Raw genomic sequence first — 16,808 nt, 5'->3', positions numbered from 1 at the left:
TGTCGTCTGATAAACTCCGGCCGCACGTAGGCCAGCACATCGCGCCAATAGCGCCGGCGTGCGTTGCGCACACCCTCCCGTGCGGTGCGCAGGGCAAACCGCTCGTGGAGGTCGCCCAGGACGTCCTCCCGCAGGTGGGGGGCACAAAACCAGGTCAGCAGCCGGTCGGCAAGTCGGGGAGGTCTCATGGGGTAAAGAGTGAACGAGTGGAGGAGTGAAAGAGCGACTACTGCGCGGTGATTGAGCGGTCACTCAATCACTCAATTACTCAATCACTATTTTAGGTCATCGCCATTCCAGCCGGATGGTTGGTACGATGCGGTCCCAGAGGCGGGTACGGACATCGTGCACCTCGTTGAGTACCCGGCCGCCAAGGGCTGTCACGGTGAAAAACCGTTTCCGGCGGCCGCCCCGTTCGGCGGTGGCTTCGCCCATTTCTGAACGCAGATACCCTTTTTGTTCGAGCCGCTGCAGGGCCGCATGAACGGCTCCCGTACTAACGGGCCGGCCGGTTTCCTGTTCCAGCTCTTCGGCAATGGCCACTGAATAGGCTCCCGGCGACAGGGCCGCTACCGTCAGCAGTACCACTTCTTCAAACTCACCCAGATCGCTTCGTCGCATATCGTTAACCGGTATGGGGGCCGGTGTTTATATCATCTATTTCGGTATGTCAAATCCTGCGCCAAACAAAAAAAAGCCCGTTCCTGAGCAGAAACGGGCTTTTTGAGAATAAGAAAATTAGTTTCATGTCCGCTTCCGGACAAACTTTGTACGCTGTCGGACAACGCCGGATCGGGCTGTTGGCATCCTGCCGTTAACTAACCCGCTTGTCGTGCATGAGCATGTCGACAGCATCGCTGAGCGAGCCGGCGCGGGTAACTTCTCCGGCATTGATAAAGAAAATCTCATCCGCCGATTCGATGGTGTTCAGGCGGTGGGCAATGATGATGCGTGTCGTACTTGCCGGTAAATTCCGCAGAATTTCGTCTAGCAGTTGCTCCGTAATGGTATCAATATTGGCCGTGGCTTCGTCCAGAATCAGCAGCTCCGGATTGCGCAGCACCGCCCGCATAAAGGCAATTAACTGCTTCTGTCCCAGGCTAACCGAATCGCCGGTGGTCTGTACGCGGGTATCCAGCCCCTGATCAAACCGCTCAACCAGCCCGTGCAGATTAGCCTCCCGGATCACTGTCACCAACTGCTCATTGGTGTACCCCTGATACGCCTCGTTGCCGTAGAGGATATTCTCGCGGACGGTGCCTGTAAACAGAAACGGTTCCTGTAGAATGAAGCCGATTTTGCGGGAACGCTCTACGGCAGACCAGGCGCGCATGTCCCGCCCGTCCAGCAGGATTGTGCCGCCGGTCGGGTCGTAGAGCCGGGCCATGAGTGAGGCCGTCGTTGTTTTGCCGCCGCCGGTCGGGCCAACCAGCGCATAGGTTTTACCGCGTTCGAGATCAAATGTAATGTTGTGTAACACGTCGATGCCGCCGGGGTAGCGGAACGATACTTCGCGGAAGGAAAGCAGGGCGGCCCCGGGTTCCGTTACCGGATCGGCAACCGGAACCAGATTGGTTTGGAAAGCCAGCAACTGCGAAATGCGGTCCCAGCCCGCCAACGCAACCTGAAAGTTGGCCCAAAGCGTAGCCAGTTGCCGCATGGGATTGTAAAAGTTGGTGATGTAGGCCAGAAAACTGACGAGCAACCCGATGGTAAACTGCCCCTGCGCAATCAGGTAAATGGCATAGGTCAGCACGATGACCTGACCCAGGTTGGCAGCTACCCCGATGACCGGCAGAAACACGTTGTTGGCCAGACCGGCACCGATGGCCGTGCGGTAATTGTCCTGGTTGGCAACGTCGAAGCGCTTCCGGAAATAGTCGCGCCGGTTGAAGGCAACAATAACCTTGAAGTTGGTCAGGCTCTCCTGTACTTCGGCGCTGAGGTTCCCCACACTCTTCAGACTGGCAGCATTCTTCTGCTTTACCCATGCCGACACCAGGGCGGTAAACACCCAGACCAGCAACGCCGGCGACAGGGCTGCGGCTCCCAGCGGCAGGTTGATAAACAGCAGGAACAAGCCCGCACCAATCATGATGAAAATGCTGCCGACAAACTGCATCAGCGACTGCGAAAAAAACTGATTCAGCTTGTCGGTATCGTTGTTGATGCGTGAGATCAGGTCGCCCGCTTTGTTCTGGTTAAAAAACGCCACCGGCAACTCCTGTACCTTGTTGAACACGGCGTTGCGGAGTTTAAACAGGGTGCGCTGCCCCACGGTGCCCATCAGGCGCGTTTGCAGGTAGTTGGTTACGAAGGCAACGGCGTACAGGCCCAGCAACAGGGCTGCATTCCGGACAATGCCGTCGAATTGCTTTGTCTGCACATACCGGTCGATTGTTTGCCCGATCAACACAGGGCCGACCAGGGTCAGACCCGAATTGACCAGAATCGCCACAAACGCCAGAATCAGCCGGTCGCGTTCATCGCTGATCAGCGCCAGCAGTTTACGAAGGGCTTTGACGGTGGCGTTTTTTTCTTCTTTCTGCCCGACAAACTGGTTAAGATCGTAATTCATACTGGTTGGTACTCCGTTGTGACTGATAAATCTGAACGTATTCGGGGCTGGTTTTCAGGAGTTCGGCGTGGGTGCCTTTGGCGATGATTTCGCCCTCCATCAGCAAAATAATCTGTTCGTAGTCTTCGACGGCGGCAATTTTCTGAGTCACCGAAATCAGCGTCAGGCCGGGGTAATTCTGCTGCACGTTCGCCAGAATTTTCTGCTCGGTACTGCTGTCAACCCGCGCCGTAAAATCGTCGAGCAACAACACATTTGGGTTAAGCGCCAATGCCCTGGCCAGCATGATGCGTTGCTTCTGTCCGCCCGACAGGCTATTGCCACGCTCCGAAACCAGCGTTTGCAGCTTGTCGGGCAAGGCGGCCACAAAGTCCTGCAACTCGGCGGTGGCAATTGCGTTGGCCAGCGCCTCATCGGTTACGGTATTGCTGAACGCAATGTTTTCGCGCAGGCTCAGGTTAAACAGCACACTGTCCTGAAACACAAACCCCACCTGCTGGTAAAATGCGTTCTGATCGTAGCGTTCGATGGGCTGACCATCATACAGGATCGTGCCCGATGTGGGCGGCATCAGCCCCGTCAGTAAAAACAGCAGCTGACTTTTACCGGCGGCAGTAGGCCCCACAATAGCGGTGCGGGTACCCGCTTTCACCGTAAATGAAACCGACTTCAGCGCCGGCTTTTCGCCATAGTACATTGATACATCCCGGTGTTCGATATGGCCCGTCAACGGGGTGGTGAGCGTCCCGGTGTTGGCGGGTTCGGGAGCGTGCAGGACCGCACTCACCCGTGTATACGAAGCAGAGGCCTGCGCCACCACATTGCTGATAAAGCCAATGACGACAATCGGAAAAACCAGCAGGGCGAGGTAGCTGTTAAAGGCCGTAAAATCGCCCAGCGACATGCTGCCGGTGATGACGAAATGCCCGCCCAGCACCAGAATCGTGAGCCCGGCCATGTTGGCGGTAAAGCTGATGACGGGAATGAGGGCTGCAAACAGGCGCAGAATCGACAGCCCCAGGTCTTTGGCATCGGTGTTGGCCGCCAGAAACTTGTCGATCTCCGGCTGCTGCGAGTTGAGGACCCGGATCAGGGCCGCGCCCAGGATACTTTCGTTGATGACCTTGTTGAGCCAGTCGATAACCTCCCGGCTTTTCATGAACAGCACCCGCACTTTTTGCAGCACCAGATAAAACGTGATGCCGATGATGGGCACAATCGTCAGCACGGCCAGGGCGAGTTGCCAGTTGATGCGAATCAGCAGAATGCCGGCCCCGATGATGATGCACAGCGACGAAACCAGCGAGACAATGGCCATCGACACAAACTGTTTGACCGAGTCGATGTCTGACGTGAGGTTGGTCAGGAGTTTGGCCGGGTTTGTTTGCTGGATGTAGGTGAAGCTCTGCCGGGAGATTTTGTCGGCCAGTTGGGTTCGCAAATCCCTGGCGACCCGCTCCGAGGCATAGGTCTGCACGACGCTTTGCCCGTACGAGAACACGAAGATGAACACCGAGGCCGCCAGAAACTCAATAAGCGTTGTGTTAAGCACAAACTGCCCGGCGGTATACGCATCAATGCCCTGCGAAATAATCAGCGGCAGGACCAGGTTGGCCCCGTTACCGGCGAGGGCCAGTACCACCAGCACCGCAATCAGCCGGGAATAGGGCCTGAGCAGGTTCAGCATGGAGGGCGACGGGGTTGACGGAGGGGTTTTAGGGGAGACGTTTTTTGCCATACAGTGACGTCAGAATAGACCGGGCCGTTAGGAAGACGTTCCCAAAGGTAACGAAAAGGGCAGGGCTAACCACGGGCTGGTGGAAAAAAGTGCCTGATAGTATTATGACGCTGATTTATAGGATTTTATAGCTTGCCTGCTTCACAATAGTAAATAAATGGCTTATTTCAGATCAACATCGGTATACCCTTGAATCTGTTTTCTGAAACCTATGAAAAAATACGTTTACTATTCGCTGCTGGCAATCCTGCTGCTCCCACAACTCGCCCATGCCCAGTCGTTCACCTTCGAGGCCATCAAAAGCTACCCGTTCCCGAATGAGCTGACCAGTTCGGCGCAGGGGGCGCGGATTGCCTGGGCATTCAACGAACAGGGCAAACGCAATGTCTACGTCGCCGAAGGACCCGCTTTTACGCCCCGTAAACTGACCAGCTATACCGAAGACGATGGCCAGGAAATCACCAGCCTGTCTGTTTCAGATGACGGCAAGTGGGTGGTCTATGTCCGTGGCGGTGATCACGGATCGAACTGGGATGATGATCTGCCGGTCAATACGGGGTCGATGCCGGTAGCGCCTAAAGTGCAGATCTGGACCGTTCCGTTTGCCGGTGGGGAGCCCAAAGCCATTGCCGAGGGCGACGAACCGGTAATTTCCCCAAAAAGTGACCGGATTGCGTTCATAAAAGGCGGGCAGGTCTGGAGCGCACCGGTTGACGGATCGGCACCGGCCAAAGTGCTGTTCACGGCCCGTGGCACCAACAGCGGCATTCAATGGTCGCCCGACGGCTCAAAAATCGCCTTTGTCTGCGACCGGAAAGACCATGCGTTTGTCGGGGTATTTACGTCCGAAACGGCTCCGGTTACCTGGATTGCGCCGTCCTTTGCCCGCGATGCCTCGCCCCGCTGGTCACCCGACGGGCAGAAACTGGCCTTTGTCCGGACGCCGGGAACCGGTGGCGCACCCGACTCCCTACTGGCCCGCCGCCACCGGCCGTGGGCGATCTGGACGGCCGACGTGACAACGGGTGCCGCCACCAAAATCTGGCAGGCCCCGACGACCCTCGCCGGTTCCGTCCCGACTACCCACGGCGGCACTAACCTGCACTGGGCCGCCGGTGACCGGATTGTATATCTCTCTTACGAAGATGGCTGGCCGCATCTGTACTCGCTGCCGTCGGCTGGCGGCAACCCGTTACGGTTAACGGCCGGCCCGTTTATGGCGGAACACATCACCCTGACGCATGACCGTAAGTGGCTTGTCTGTAGCGGCAACACAGGGCCTGATAAACTGGATATTGACCGCCGCCACGTGGTTCGTGTGCCTGTCGATAAAGCGGCGATGGAAGTCCTGACGCCCGGCACCGGTCTGGAATGGATGCCGGTGGTGACCGGCGACGGCGCGACTATCGCCATGATCAGTGCCACGGCACAACGCCCGCCGCTGCCGGCTACCATGCCGTTTGCTGGCGGTAAACCGGCGGTGCTGGCCGAAAACCTGCTACCGGCCAACTTCCCGTTGCAGCAGCTCGTGACGCCGAAGCAGGTCACCTTTACCGCGCCGGACGGCATGACGGTACACGGGCAGTTGTTTGAACCGGCCAACGGAACCGGCAAAAAGCCCGCGATCATTTACGTACATGGCGGACCGCCACGGCAGATGCTGCTGGGCTGGAACTACTCGGACTATTACGCCAATGCCTACGCGATGAACCAGTATCTGGCCAGTCAGGGTTTTGCGGTACTGTCGGTCAACTACCGGTTGGGGATCGGCTATGGGTATGCGTTCCATCAGCCGGCCAATGGCGGGGCCAACGGGGCGTCGGAGTATCAGGATGTAAAGGCGGCGGCGCTGTGGCTCACCAAACAGCCCGGGATTGACGCGTCGCGGATCGGTATTTACGGTGGTTCGTACGGCGGCTATCTGACCGCGCTGGCGCTGGCCCGTGACTCAAAACTGTTTGCTGCCGGTGTCGATATTCACGGCGTACACGATTGGGGGCAGCAACGGGCAACGGGTGCTTCGACGGGCTTTGAGAAAATTCCGGATGCCGAACTGGCCGCTAAAATTACCTACGACTCGTCGCCGGTTTCGTCGGTATCGGCCTGGACCTCACCGGTGCTGATCATTCACGGCGACGACGACCGCAATGTGCGGTTTTCGCAAAGCACCGATCTGGTCCGCCGCCTGGAAGCCAAAGGCGTTCCGATGGAAACCATGGTCATCGTCGACGATACGCATCACTGGATGAAACACGCCAACGCCCTCCGGCTGGGTAACATCACCGCCGATTATTTTAAACGGAAACTGAAGTAAAGAGCGAAAGAGTGGCCGCTGCCCTGCGCGGTCAAAGAGCGAAAGAGCGACTGGGCGTCCCCGAGCGCAAGGCGACCCTGTCAAACGGGGGCGTCCTGCGCTCGTGCCACCACTAAATATGGCCCGGTAACTCAGAACAACCAGCAACCCAGAACAACCAGTAACCATCAGAACAACCAGCAACCCCGAACCATCAATACCTAAAGACAACACGTAAACGAATCGTTTTCCGGAAACAAAAGCGGGGGATGCCGGTTTGTGTTACAGTACACAACAATACAGACATGAACGAACAAACCGCTAAAAAAGTAGCCCGTATCCTGCTGGGAACCAATCTGATTGTGGCAGGAATCAGCCATTTGACATTCGCCCGCCATGCCTTTAAAGCGCAGGTGCCCGATTGGGTACCGCTCAAAAAAGACGATACCGTCGTGTATTCCGGCGTCGCTGAAATCGCGCTCGGTAGCAGCCTGGTCTTGACCGACGATGCTCATCAGGAAGCGGTCGGGAAAGTGGCTGCTTCGTTTTTTACAGCGGTCTTTCCGGGAAACATTTCGCAATACGTCAATAAACGCAGCGCTTTTGGGCTCGATACCGATGAAAAACGCCTGGCCCGTCTCTTTTTTCAGCCGCTTCTGGTGTACTGGGCGCTGAAAAGCACGAATAATTTATAAAAAAGAGTTACTGGTGGTTGCTGGTGGTTACTGATTGTTGCTGGTGGTTACTCAACCATCAGTAACCCAGAACAACCAGCAACCCGGAAAAAACCATCAGTAACTCAGAACAACCAGTAACTACCAGCAACCCGAAAAAAACACCAGCAACCAAAAATAAAGACTATTCTGACTTTAACGACCTGACCGGGTTGATCGTCGCGGCTTTAATGGCCTGGAAGCTGACCGTCAGGAGGGTAATGAGCAGGGCACCGCTGCCGGCAGCGATGAAAACCCACCATGACAGGTCGGTGCGGTAGGTATAGGTTTGCAGCCAGCCATGCAGGAGGTACCAGGCAATGGGAGCCGATAAGACGCAGGAAATCAGGACTAGTACCACAAAATCCATCGACAGCAACCGCCAGAGTGACGGCACTGACGCGCCGAGTACTTTACGGATACCAATCTCCTTGGTGCGCTGTTCGGCCATAAACGAGGCCAGCCCGAAAATGCCCAGACAGCTGATAAACACCGCCAGTATGGCGAAAAAACTCGCCAGTTTTCCGATCCGCTCTTCGTTGCCGAACTTCTGCGCAAATTCCTGATCCGTAAACCGGTACTCAAAAGGCTGTGACGGATTATGCTTCTTAAACACGGCTTCAATATTGATCATGGCTTCACCCGCGCTTTTGGCCGGATTGATCTTCAGGACCGCAAACGTCGCATCCTGCCCCAGACTGAAAATCGTTGGTTTCACCTGTTCATACGGCGACTGAATGACGAGATCGCTGACAACACCGATGATGCGGTAGGGCTGCTGCCACCACTGAATGGTTTCGCCGACCGGGTGTTTCAGCCCCATAAACCGGACGGCAGTTTCGTTCAGAATAAGAGCGCTGGTGTCGGTGCCGAAGGCGGTCGAAAAGTCGCGGCCGGCCTTTAGGTTCCAGCCGATGGTTTTGCCGTAATCGTGGGAAACGACCATCACGGGGAAGTCAACCGACAGGTTGGGGTCTTTGCCTTGCCAGTCGAACGTACTGCTGCTCGACCAGATTTCGGTGGGCGGGCTGCTGGCCTGAGCCATGCTGACGATGGTGCCGGTTTGGAGCAGGTCATGTTTCACGGCGTCGAAATGGCGCTGGATGTCGCCCGTTACCAGCGGAACCGCGACCAGTCCGTTGCTTTGGTAGCCGATCGGCCGGTTGCGGGCAAACTGAATCTGCCGGAACACCATGATGGTGCCGATAATGAGCGTAACCGACACTGTAAACTGCACCACCACCAGCGTTTTTCGCGGAATTGCCGCCAGCCGACCGACCTTAAAAGTGCCTTTGAGCGTCTTAATCGGGTTGAATGATGACAGGTAAAACGCCGGATAACTACCCGCTACCAGACCGGTCAGCAGACTTACACCAAGGCAAATGCCCCAGAATAGGGGTTCTTCCCACAGAATCCGGACGTCTTTGTCGGCCACTTCGTTGAAAGCGGGCAGAAGCGCAACTGTCCAGAGCAGCGCCAGTACCAGTGAGAAAAGAACTACCAGGATTGATTCAGCGAAAAACTGATAGATCAGTTGCGACCGTACCGAGCCGATGGCCTTGCGGATGCCGACTTCCTTGGCCCGTTTTTCGGAGCGGGCGGTGCTGAGGTTCATGAAATTGATACACGCCAGCAGCAGCACAAAGGCGCCGATGATGCCAAAGAGCCAGACATACTGGATTTTACCGCCGGTGTTGATGCCGTTTTTAAAATCGGAATACAGATGCCAGCGCGACATCGGGTGCAGGAAGATCACCGGCTTTTTCTTAGCTAGTTCGGCACTGACCCGGTTCAGCTTGGCGTCCTTGATTTTAACCGATACCTTATCGAAATCGCTGTTTTCGGCAAGCTGTGCGTAAATGTGAAAAGCATTCGGCCGCCACGGGTCAGGCGCTGTTCTGACCCAGTCGTTGGTGTTGTAATAGAGCTGCCACGGGGCCATAAACGTCAGTTCGTGGAACGTCGAGTTGCGGGGCAGGTCTTCATAAATACCCGTCACCTTCACGTCCAGCCGGTTGTCCAGCCGGATGATTTTGTTCATCGGCTCGTCTTCGCCAAACAGCGCCTGTGCCGTAGAGGCCGACAGCAGCACCGAGGCCGGTTCGGTAAGGCCGCTGCGGCTGCCTTTCAGCATTTTCAGCGACAGCATCTCCGTAACGGCCGGTTCGAAAAACATCCCCCGTTTCGTGAATTTGTTGTTGCCGTAGGTCAGGATATGGTCGCCGTCTTCGCGCCCCAGCACCACGTGTTTGAAGTCGCTGCCGTAGTTTTTCCGGAGCTCTTCGGCGAGCGGATAAGGGGTTGTCGACCAGGTCTGAATCTCGCCGTTGTTGTTCAGGTGCTGCTTAACCTGCCCGATCCGGTCGTAGTTGTCATGGTAGCGGTTATAGGAGAGTTCGTCCCACAGCCACAGCCCGATCAGCAGCGCCACGGCCATGCCGACCGACAAACCGGCCATGTTTAAAAAGGAATAGCCCTTGTGTTTGGCCAGATTCCGGAATGCAATTTTCAGGTAATTACTGATCATGTCCATTAGCGTGATGTTGTTGTATTGGTTGGTAAAAAGAGGTGATTCATTCAGGTAGTCGTCATTGGTTTTCCAGCGGAAAAAGAGCGGGGTCAGGTGACAGATTACTGCCCATGCGTACTCACGGCGAGCCTTCGCCGGCCCGACCTCGGCGAGTCGTTTTTCGAAAAACTCGTATAAATCACCCTGCACGTCTTCGAGCAGGTAGGGCGAAACAAACCATTCCAGCAAGCGGTCGGCCCAGCGGGGCGGTGTATGTTGAGGGGCTTTGTGCATAGGGCATAGGGCTTTGTGCATAGGGCAGGGGGTATGGGGCTCTCTGCCCTACGCGCTATGCCCTATGCTCATCAGTTTACCGTTTGGAATTGCCTGCCAGAGTTGCTGACGCATGGCCTGAATATCGAGCAGGGCTTTGCTGCCGGCGTTAGTCAGCACAAAGAAGCGTTTCCGGCGGCCACCGCGTTCGGCCGTAGCGCCGCCCATTTCGGACGTGAGATACCCTTTTTCTTCGAGACGATACAAGGTGGCGTGCACCGCACTGATGGTAATTTGGCGGCCGGTTTGCTCCTGGAGTCGTTCGAGAATCATATTCCCATAGGCTTCGTCTGCACAGGCTGCTACTACCAACAGCACCACCTCTTCAAATTCTCCTAAAAATGCTCTTTTCATATTGTGAAACGGTCTTACCGGGGCCTCGTCTGATTAGTTATAATAATGCAAATCAAATCCGGTGCCAATGTCCGGAATGCCCGTTTGGAGCCGTTTTTTGAGGGTTGGCGGCCGGAGGTTGTCCCTTCCCGTACAGGATACTGTCCGTTTCTGGACACCGTACCTGAAATAATCCCGTAATACGGCCATAAAAGGCGGTATTTGAGGCCTGGCAATAGATTTGTGATACAAAACCGACAACATGTACGTACGACTGAACCTCAACAATAGCCCCTACTGACTATGTTACGGAATTACTTCACGATTGCCTGGCGGAATTTGTATAAAAATAAGGCATATTCATTCATCAACATTGGCGGTCTTGCCGTAGGCCTGGCCGTGGCCATGCTGATCGGTTTCTGGATATACGATGAACTGAGCTATAATAAATACCACGCAAATTATGACCGCATTGCGCAGGTCATGCAGCATGCAACGTTCAATGGCAAGGTAGAGACGCAGACCGCGAACCCCGCCGCCATGGGACCGGAAATCCGCGATAAGTACGGCAGTTACTTTAAATACGTGGTGCAGACGTCGTGGCCGGGGGCCTATGTACTGTCGGTCGGTAATACGCACGTGAGTAAAGAGGGTATGTTTATGGAGCCTGACGCGCCGGCCATGCTGGGGCTGCACATGCGCAAGGGAACCTACGCCGGTCTGAAAGATCCCTACTCGATCATGCTGTCCGAATCGGTAGCCAAATCATTGTTCGGAGCGGCCAATCCGGTGGGCAAAATGATTAAGCTCAGCCGGCGGTTTGATGTCAAAATTACGGGTGTCTACGAAGACCTGCCATACAATAGCTGGTTCCGCGACCTGAAAGTAATTCTGCCCTGGTCATTGTGGCTGATTGATAACCCGTGGGCGAAAACCATGAAAAATCCGTGGGGCAGCAACTTCAGCCAGACCTTTGTGCAGGTTGCCGACAATGTGGCGATTGAGGATGCCTCGGCGCGGATCAAAAGCGTGAAGCTGGATAACGTCGGCAAGGAAGAGGCGAAGTATAAATGGGTTGTTTTTCTGCACCCCATGAGCAAATGGGAACTGTACAACGAATTTAAAAACGGGATCAACACCGGCGGGGAGATTAAATACGTCTGGATGTTTGGCATCATCGGCATCTTTGTGCTGCTGCTGGCCTGCATCAATTTCATGAACCTGGCCACGGCCCGCAGCGAAAAACGCGCCAAGGAAGTGGGTATCCGCAAAGCCGTCGGCTCCCTGCGCTCGCAACTGATTAATCAGTTCTTTGCAGAGTCGTATCTGGTTGTTTTTCTGGCCTTTTTATTTTCGGTCATGCTGGTATTGGTTCTGTTGCCACCGTTCAACGAGGTGGCCGGCAAACGGATTGACTTTATGTGGGCAAACCCGCTGTTCTGGATCATCTGTCTGGCTGTACTTGGTCTCACCGGATTGCTGGCAGGCAGTTATCCGGCGTTTTATCTGTCGTCGTTCCAGCCCCTGAGCGTGTTGAAAGGTACGTTCCGGGTGGGCAAATGGGCTTCAGTACCGCGTAAAGCCCTCGTGGTGGTGCAGTTTACGGTATCCGTTACGCTCATTATCGGCACCATCATCGTGTATCAGCAAATCCAGCACGCCAAAAACCGGCCAATTGGCTATGATCGTTCCGGACTTGTCAGTATGGGGGTTGATAAAGAAGTAAGGGACCATTTTGATGCGTTCCGGAACGAGCTGAAATCGGCGGGTGCAATTGACGAACTTGCCGGATCAAACAGTCCGCTGACGGGCGTCTGGAACACAAACGGCGGATTCGACTGGGAAGGCAAGGACCCGAGTCTGGCCGTCGACTTCCCGAACTCAAACGTGACCTACGACTGGGGCAAAACCGTGGGCTGGAAGGTAAAGGAAGGCCGCGACTTCTCCCGCGAATTTGCTACCGACTCCTCGGCGTTTATCATCAACGAAGCGATGGTTAAATTTCTGAATTTTAAGGGGTCGCCGGTGGGTAAGATCCTGAAATGGAACGACAAACCGTATACCATTATCGGCGTGGTGAGCGATATCATGGCTGAGTCGCCGTTCTATCCGGTGCGTCCGTCGGTATACCACATCAATACCGAAAATACGTACAATATGGTGCTTCGCCTGAATCCGGCGAAAAGTTCAAGCCAGTCGATGGCGCAGATTGAAAAAATCTGGCGGAAATATGTAATTAATGTGCCGTTCCAGTATGAATTTGTGGATCAGCAGTATGGCAGCAAATTCGAATCAGAGGAGCGGATCGGCAAATTATCGTCCTATTTCGCCGTATTGGCCGTGCTGATCTCCTGCCTGGGTATTTTTGGCATGGCAAGTTTTGTGGCCGAACAGCGCACCAAGGAAATCGGCATCCGTAAGGTGTTAGGCGCCAGTGTGTTGAGTTTATGGCAATTGCTGACTAAGGACTTTGCCCTGCTCGTGCTGTGCTCTTCCCTGATTGCCAGCCCCATCGCCTGGTATTACCTCAACGACTGGCTCAGCGGCTACGACTACCGCGTGGCTATTTCGTGGTGGGTCTTTGTGATTGCCGCTCTCGGTGCCCTGCTGGTCACGCTGCTGACGGTCAGTTACCAAAGCCTCAGAGCCGCGCTCATTAACCCGGTCAAATCATTGAAATCAGAATAGTTTTTTGGTTCTGGATGGTTCTGAGTTGCTGGTGGTTCTGATGGTTACTGTTAGTTATAGTAACCCGGCAACTACCAGTAACCCAGAACAACCAACAACAAAAAAACAACAAAAACGTCATTCCGCTTTCAATGACTTCACCGGATTGATCATTGCCGCCTTGATGCTTTGAAAGCTGACCGTCAGGAGGGCAATGGTGATGGCCAGCGCACCGGCGAGGACAAACACCCACCACTCTACATTGATGCGGTAGGCAAAATCCTGCAACCACTGATGCATGCCATACCAGGCAACCGGTGTAGCGATGATCAGGGCAATCAGGACCGGTTTCAGGAAATCGCGCGAGAGCAGTACCACGACGCTGCCTACCGACGCGCCCAGTACTTTCCGGACGCCGATTTCCTTGGTCCGGCGCTGCGCCGTAAAAGCCGCCAGACCGAACAGGCCCAGACAGGCCACAAAAATGGTCAGGCCCGCGAAGATACCGAACAGCCTACCGACACGCTCTTCGGACTGGTACATGGCATTAAAGCGCTCATTCAGAAAGGAATAGGCAAACGGATTGCTGGTTTGCGCTTTCCAGATGGTTGCCAGTGTTTTCAGCAATTCAGGCAAGTTGCCGGTCCGGATCCGGATAGCCATCTGGTAGTTATCTTCGCCATAAAACATAATCAGCGGCGCAATGGCCTCGTGCATCGACTCGAAGTGAAAGTCCTTCAGTACGCCTACAACCGTATACCGGCGCTGGCTGTTCGGACTGCCGTCGCCAACCGCCCAGATTTGTTGCCCGACCGGTTGTTTGAACCCAAACCGTTTTACGGCCGCTTCGTTCAGCAGCACCGCCGACTGATCGGCGGGGTGGGCAGGCAGAAAATTCCGGCCCTGTGCCAACGCGATGCCGAGTGTATGAATGTAGCGGTCATCAATGTAAAAACTTTTTTCCCGATACAGGGTCGCCTGCGGATTGCCGTCTTCCAGCCGTATGCCATCGACCGAATGGTTGGTCGGGCCGGCGGGCATGTAGCCGCCGGACGTGACGTCAATTACCTGCGACAGTTTCCGGAGTTCGCTTTTAAACGCACCGGTCTTATCGCCCAGCGTGTAGGTGTCGTGGACCATCAGCACTTGCTCTTTGTCGAAACCGACTTTTTTGTGCTGGATAAAATGGAGCTGCCGGTAGACAATCAGCGTGCCGATAATCATGCTGATCGACACCATAAACTGGACGGTTACCAGTGAGTGCCGCAGCCAGCCGCTTCGGGCGCCGATTTGTAACCGGCCTTTCAGCACGCTGACCGGTTTGAAAGACGATAAGATGAACGCAGGGTAACTGCCGGCCAGTAAACCGATGAACAGACTGGACAGAAAAATAGCCGGTAGCATCCCGCCTGATACCAATACGCTGAATGTGAAGTCCGTGCCTGCCAGCCGGTTGAATGCGGGCAATGCCATGAATACGAGTCCCAGGGCAATGACCAGTGCCATGAACGTAACCAGCATGGATTCGCTCAGAAACTGTCCGATCAGCTGGCCCTGATGGGAGCCCAGTACTTTCCGGACACCCACTTCGCGCGCCCTGCCTGCTGACCCGGCCGTTGACAGGTTCATGAAGTTAATACAGGCCAGGAGCAGGATAAACACCGCGATAACCGAGAAAATATAGACGTACTTCAGATCGCCGTTCGGCTCGGCTTCCCCCTCCAGGTGCGAATGCAAATGAATGTCGGTAACGGGTTGGAACCCAAACCGGAAACTGTTGCCTTTCTGTTGAAAATCAGACAGGCTGACGCCGAGCAGTTGCTTCATTTCACTGCTGATGTGTTTCCGGACCATCTCCGGTATACGGGCTTCCAGCTGGCCGATGGCGTAGTTCGGCCGCAACACAATGTAGGTCATGATGCCGCTGCTGAGCCATGTTTCACGTAGCTTGAGCGAGCGTAAGGAGCCGATGATGTTGTAGTGAAAATGGCTGTTCGACGGAATATCCTGAAACACACCCGTTACGCGGTACAAGCCGAGCGTACCGAGCGTAATGGTTTGTCCGACAGGGTCTTCGTTGCCGAAGTACTTGCGGGCAGTTGATTCATTCAGGACAACCGTATTGGGTTGGGTCAGCACATCGCCGGCTCTGCCTTTCAGCAGCGGAATCGAAAACGTATCGAAAAAATTGGAATCGGCATGGGCAACGTGTTCTTCCTTAACGCTTTCTGTCCCGCGTGTGACAATGAAGGTGCCTTGCCTGTTGTCTACGCGGGTAACGGCTTCAACGCCGGGATAATCGTTGGCGAGTGTCGGGCCGGCGGGTACGCTGGAATAGGCGATGTTCAGGGCTTTCCCTTCAATTTGTCCGAGAATGGTCATGCGGTACATGCGGTCAGCTTTGGCATGGTAGCGGTCATAGCTGAGTTCGTGAACCACGTAGAGCATGATCATCAGGCAGGTGGCCAGGCCAACGGCCAGTCCCGTAATGTTGATGGCGGCAAAGGTTTTGTTGCGGAGCAGGTTCCGCCGCGCAACGGTCAGGTAATTCCGGATCATAGCTGGAGAAAGGGTATAGGTTGTTGACTGTTCGTTCGGTTGCCGTTTCAGCGCAAAAGGGCGCAGAAACGTAATGACTTCCCATGCATATTGCCGTCGCGCCATCGGCAGGCCGAAGAGGCGTTCATTTCGCAGAAAGCGCTCATACAGATCGCCCTGCACTTCTTCGAGCAGGTGCGGGGCGCAGAACCAGTTAAGGAGCCGGTCGGCCCAGCGGGGTGGTGTATGCATACGATAGAATGAATAATGTAAAATGTAGAATGAATAACCCGGAATGATGCTATTGGTGGTTAATGATGGACAGGGCGACACGCCATTATCCATGGTTCATTATCCATTTCACAGTATACCCGTTGCCGGTAAAGTGTTCGGAGCGATGTTATCCCAGAGGCGGTTGCGCATGTCGCGGATGTCGTGCAGGGTCCGGCTACCGAGGGCGGTCACAGAAAACAGCCGCTTCCGGCGACCGCCCCGCTCGGCCGTAGCGTCGCCCATATGTGAGGTAAGCATCCCTTTTTCCTCGAGCCGGTGCAGGGCGGCATGAACGGCGCTGATGCTCACCGGCCGCCCTGCCTGCCGGTCCAGTTCGTCGGCAATGGCGACGCCATACGCCCCCTGACCCAGCGTGGCTACGGTCAATAACACCAGTTCTTCGAATTCGCCCAGGTAACTGCGTTTCATAACACGATATTAATTTCACTTTTGTAGAACAAATCGTTTGCCAGAAACCAAAAAAGCCCGCTCAGGCGTAGAACGGGCATTTTTATCTGGTTCTGTGTTGGTTAGACTGTCCGTTTCCGGACGATCTGTTGTCCGGTTTTATTCCGATTTCAGCGACCTCACCGGGTTCATCAGGGCGGCTTTGACGGACTGGAACGAAATGGTGAACAGGGCCAGTAGCACGGCCAGTACAGCGGCCAGGGCAAACAACCACCAGTCGAGGGTGATTTTGTAGGCGAAAGCGTCGAGCCAGCGCGACATGGCGAACCAGGCAAGGGGAGAGGCCAAGGCAATCGCTGCCAGAATGAGTGTCAGGAAGTCTTTGGAAAGCAAGACCACAATACCCGACACCGACGCCCCCAGCA

General features: G+C 55.1%; 12 protein-coding genes. 3 read left to right on the top strand and 9 right to left on the bottom strand.

The genetic code is table 11. From position 1 onward, the window contains the following. The 4 genes from BLX24_RS33445 to BLX24_RS28660 all read right to left on the bottom strand — a co-directional run. On the bottom strand, positions 1-188 hold a 188-nt coding region (locus tag BLX24_RS33445; RefSeq protein WP_143092855.1), incomplete at its 3' end, for a permease prefix domain 2-containing transporter. Between the two features lie 97 nt (positions 189-285). Next, on the bottom strand, positions 286-621 hold the full coding sequence (locus tag BLX24_RS28670) for a PadR family transcriptional regulator (RefSeq protein WP_071506666.1): 336 nt from the start codon (positions 619-621) through the stop codon (positions 286-288). Between the two features lie 193 nt (positions 622-814). Further along, positions 815-2,578, bottom strand: coding sequence for an ABC transporter ATP-binding protein (locus BLX24_RS28665; protein WP_071506665.1), 1,764 nt, complete (start codon positions 2,576-2,578; stop codon positions 815-817). Further along, entirely contained in the window at positions 2,562-4,316 is a 1,755-nt protein-coding gene (locus tag BLX24_RS28660) for an ABC transporter ATP-binding protein (protein WP_071506664.1), read from the bottom strand. The genes BLX24_RS28665 and BLX24_RS28660 overlap by 17 nt, the downstream gene beginning before the upstream one ends. A 211-nt stretch (positions 4,317-4,527) precedes the next feature. On the opposite strand from BLX24_RS28660, the gene BLX24_RS28655 reads away from it, so the two are divergent. Both BLX24_RS28655 and BLX24_RS28650 read left to right on the top strand, forming a co-directional pair. Next, the gene (locus tag BLX24_RS28655; protein ID WP_071506663.1) at positions 4,528-6,630 is read left to right on the top strand and encodes a S9 family peptidase; all 2,103 of its coding nucleotides are present in this window, start codon (positions 4,528-4,530) and stop codon (positions 6,628-6,630) included. Positions 6,631-6,914: 284 nt separating this feature from the next. Beyond that, positions 6,915-7,304 (top strand): DoxX family protein, encoded by a 390-nt coding sequence (locus tag BLX24_RS28650; RefSeq protein ID WP_071506669.1) that lies wholly within the window; start codon positions 6,915-6,917, stop codon positions 7,302-7,304. 163 nt (positions 7,305-7,467) lie between these two features. Here the strand turns inward: BLX24_RS28650 and BLX24_RS28645 are convergent, their stop codons facing one another. Together BLX24_RS28645 and BLX24_RS28640 are read right to left on the bottom strand one after the other, a co-directional pair. Then, positions 7,468-10,146: an ABC transporter permease gene (locus BLX24_RS28645; protein WP_229201912.1), complete on the bottom strand. Its 2,679-nt coding sequence runs from the start codon at positions 10,144-10,146 to the stop codon at positions 7,468-7,470. Positions 10,147-10,173: 27 nt separating this feature from the next. After that, positions 10,174-10,518: a PadR family transcriptional regulator gene (locus BLX24_RS28640; RefSeq protein ID WP_071506662.1), complete on the bottom strand. Its 345-nt coding sequence runs from the start codon at positions 10,516-10,518 to the stop codon at positions 10,174-10,176. 282 nt (positions 10,519-10,800) lie between these two features. On the opposite strand from BLX24_RS28640, the gene BLX24_RS28635 reads away from it, so the two are divergent. Beyond that, on the top strand, positions 10,801-13,185 hold the full coding sequence (locus tag BLX24_RS28635; RefSeq protein ID WP_071506661.1) for an ABC transporter permease: 2,385 nt from the start codon (positions 10,801-10,803) through the stop codon (positions 13,183-13,185). Between the two features lie 117 nt (positions 13,186-13,302). Here the strand turns inward: BLX24_RS28635 and BLX24_RS28630 are convergent, their stop codons facing one another. From BLX24_RS28630 to BLX24_RS28620, 3 genes are all read right to left on the bottom strand, one after another. After that, entirely contained in the window at positions 13,303-15,954 is a 2,652-nt protein-coding gene (locus BLX24_RS28630) for an ABC transporter permease (RefSeq protein WP_083422242.1), read from the bottom strand. Positions 15,955-16,062: 108 nt separating this feature from the next. Continuing rightward, a complete protein-coding gene (locus tag BLX24_RS28625) occupies positions 16,063-16,404 on the bottom strand; it encodes a PadR family transcriptional regulator (RefSeq protein ID WP_071506660.1) in 342 nt (113 codons plus the stop codon). 138 nt (positions 16,405-16,542) lie between these two features. After that, positions 16,543-16,808, bottom strand: a 266-nt coding sequence (locus tag BLX24_RS28620) for an ABC transporter permease (protein ID WP_374755022.1), incomplete at its 5' end; no start/stop codon positions are given.

This window comes from Arsenicibacter rosenii, assembly GCF_001870735.1.
Lineage (GTDB): Bacteria > Bacteroidota > Bacteroidia > Cytophagales > Spirosomataceae > Arsenicibacter > Arsenicibacter rosenii.
Note: the sequence above shows the minus strand (reverse complement) of the source record. Positions and strands in the feature narration are given on the sequence as shown.

What these genes read in the sequence shown, in the direction of transcription:
- BLX24_RS28670 (WP_071506666.1), bottom strand. Translation starts at nt 621, where the DNA reads ATGCGACGAAGCGATCTGGGTGAGTTTGAAGAAGTGGTACTGCTGACG.
- BLX24_RS28665 (WP_071506665.1), bottom strand. Translation starts at nt 2,578, where the DNA reads ATGAATTACGATCTTAACCAGTTTGTCGGGCAGAAAGAAGAAAAAAAC.
- BLX24_RS28660 (WP_071506664.1), bottom strand. Translation starts at nt 4,316, where the DNA reads ATGGCAAAAAACGTCTCCCCTAAAACCCCTCCGTCAACCCCGTCGCCC.
- BLX24_RS28655 (WP_071506663.1), top strand. Translation starts at nt 4,528, where the DNA reads ATGAAAAAATACGTTTACTATTCGCTGCTGGCAATCCTGCTGCTCCCA.
- BLX24_RS28650 (WP_071506669.1), top strand. Translation starts at nt 6,915, where the DNA reads ATGAACGAACAAACCGCTAAAAAAGTAGCCCGTATCCTGCTGGGAACC.
- BLX24_RS28645 (WP_229201912.1), bottom strand. Translation starts at nt 10,146, where the DNA reads ATGCACAAAGCCCTATGCCCTATGCACAAAGCCCCTCAACATACACCG.
- BLX24_RS28640 (WP_071506662.1), bottom strand. Translation starts at nt 10,518, where the DNA reads ATGAAAAGAGCATTTTTAGGAGAATTTGAAGAGGTGGTGCTGTTGGTA.
- BLX24_RS28635 (WP_071506661.1), top strand. Translation starts at nt 10,801, where the DNA reads ATGTTACGGAATTACTTCACGATTGCCTGGCGGAATTTGTATAAAAAT.
- BLX24_RS28630 (WP_083422242.1), bottom strand. Translation starts at nt 15,954, where the DNA reads ATGCATACACCACCCCGCTGGGCCGACCGGCTCCTTAACTGGTTCTGC.
- BLX24_RS28625 (WP_071506660.1), bottom strand. Translation starts at nt 16,404, where the DNA reads ATGAAACGCAGTTACCTGGGCGAATTCGAAGAACTGGTGTTATTGACC.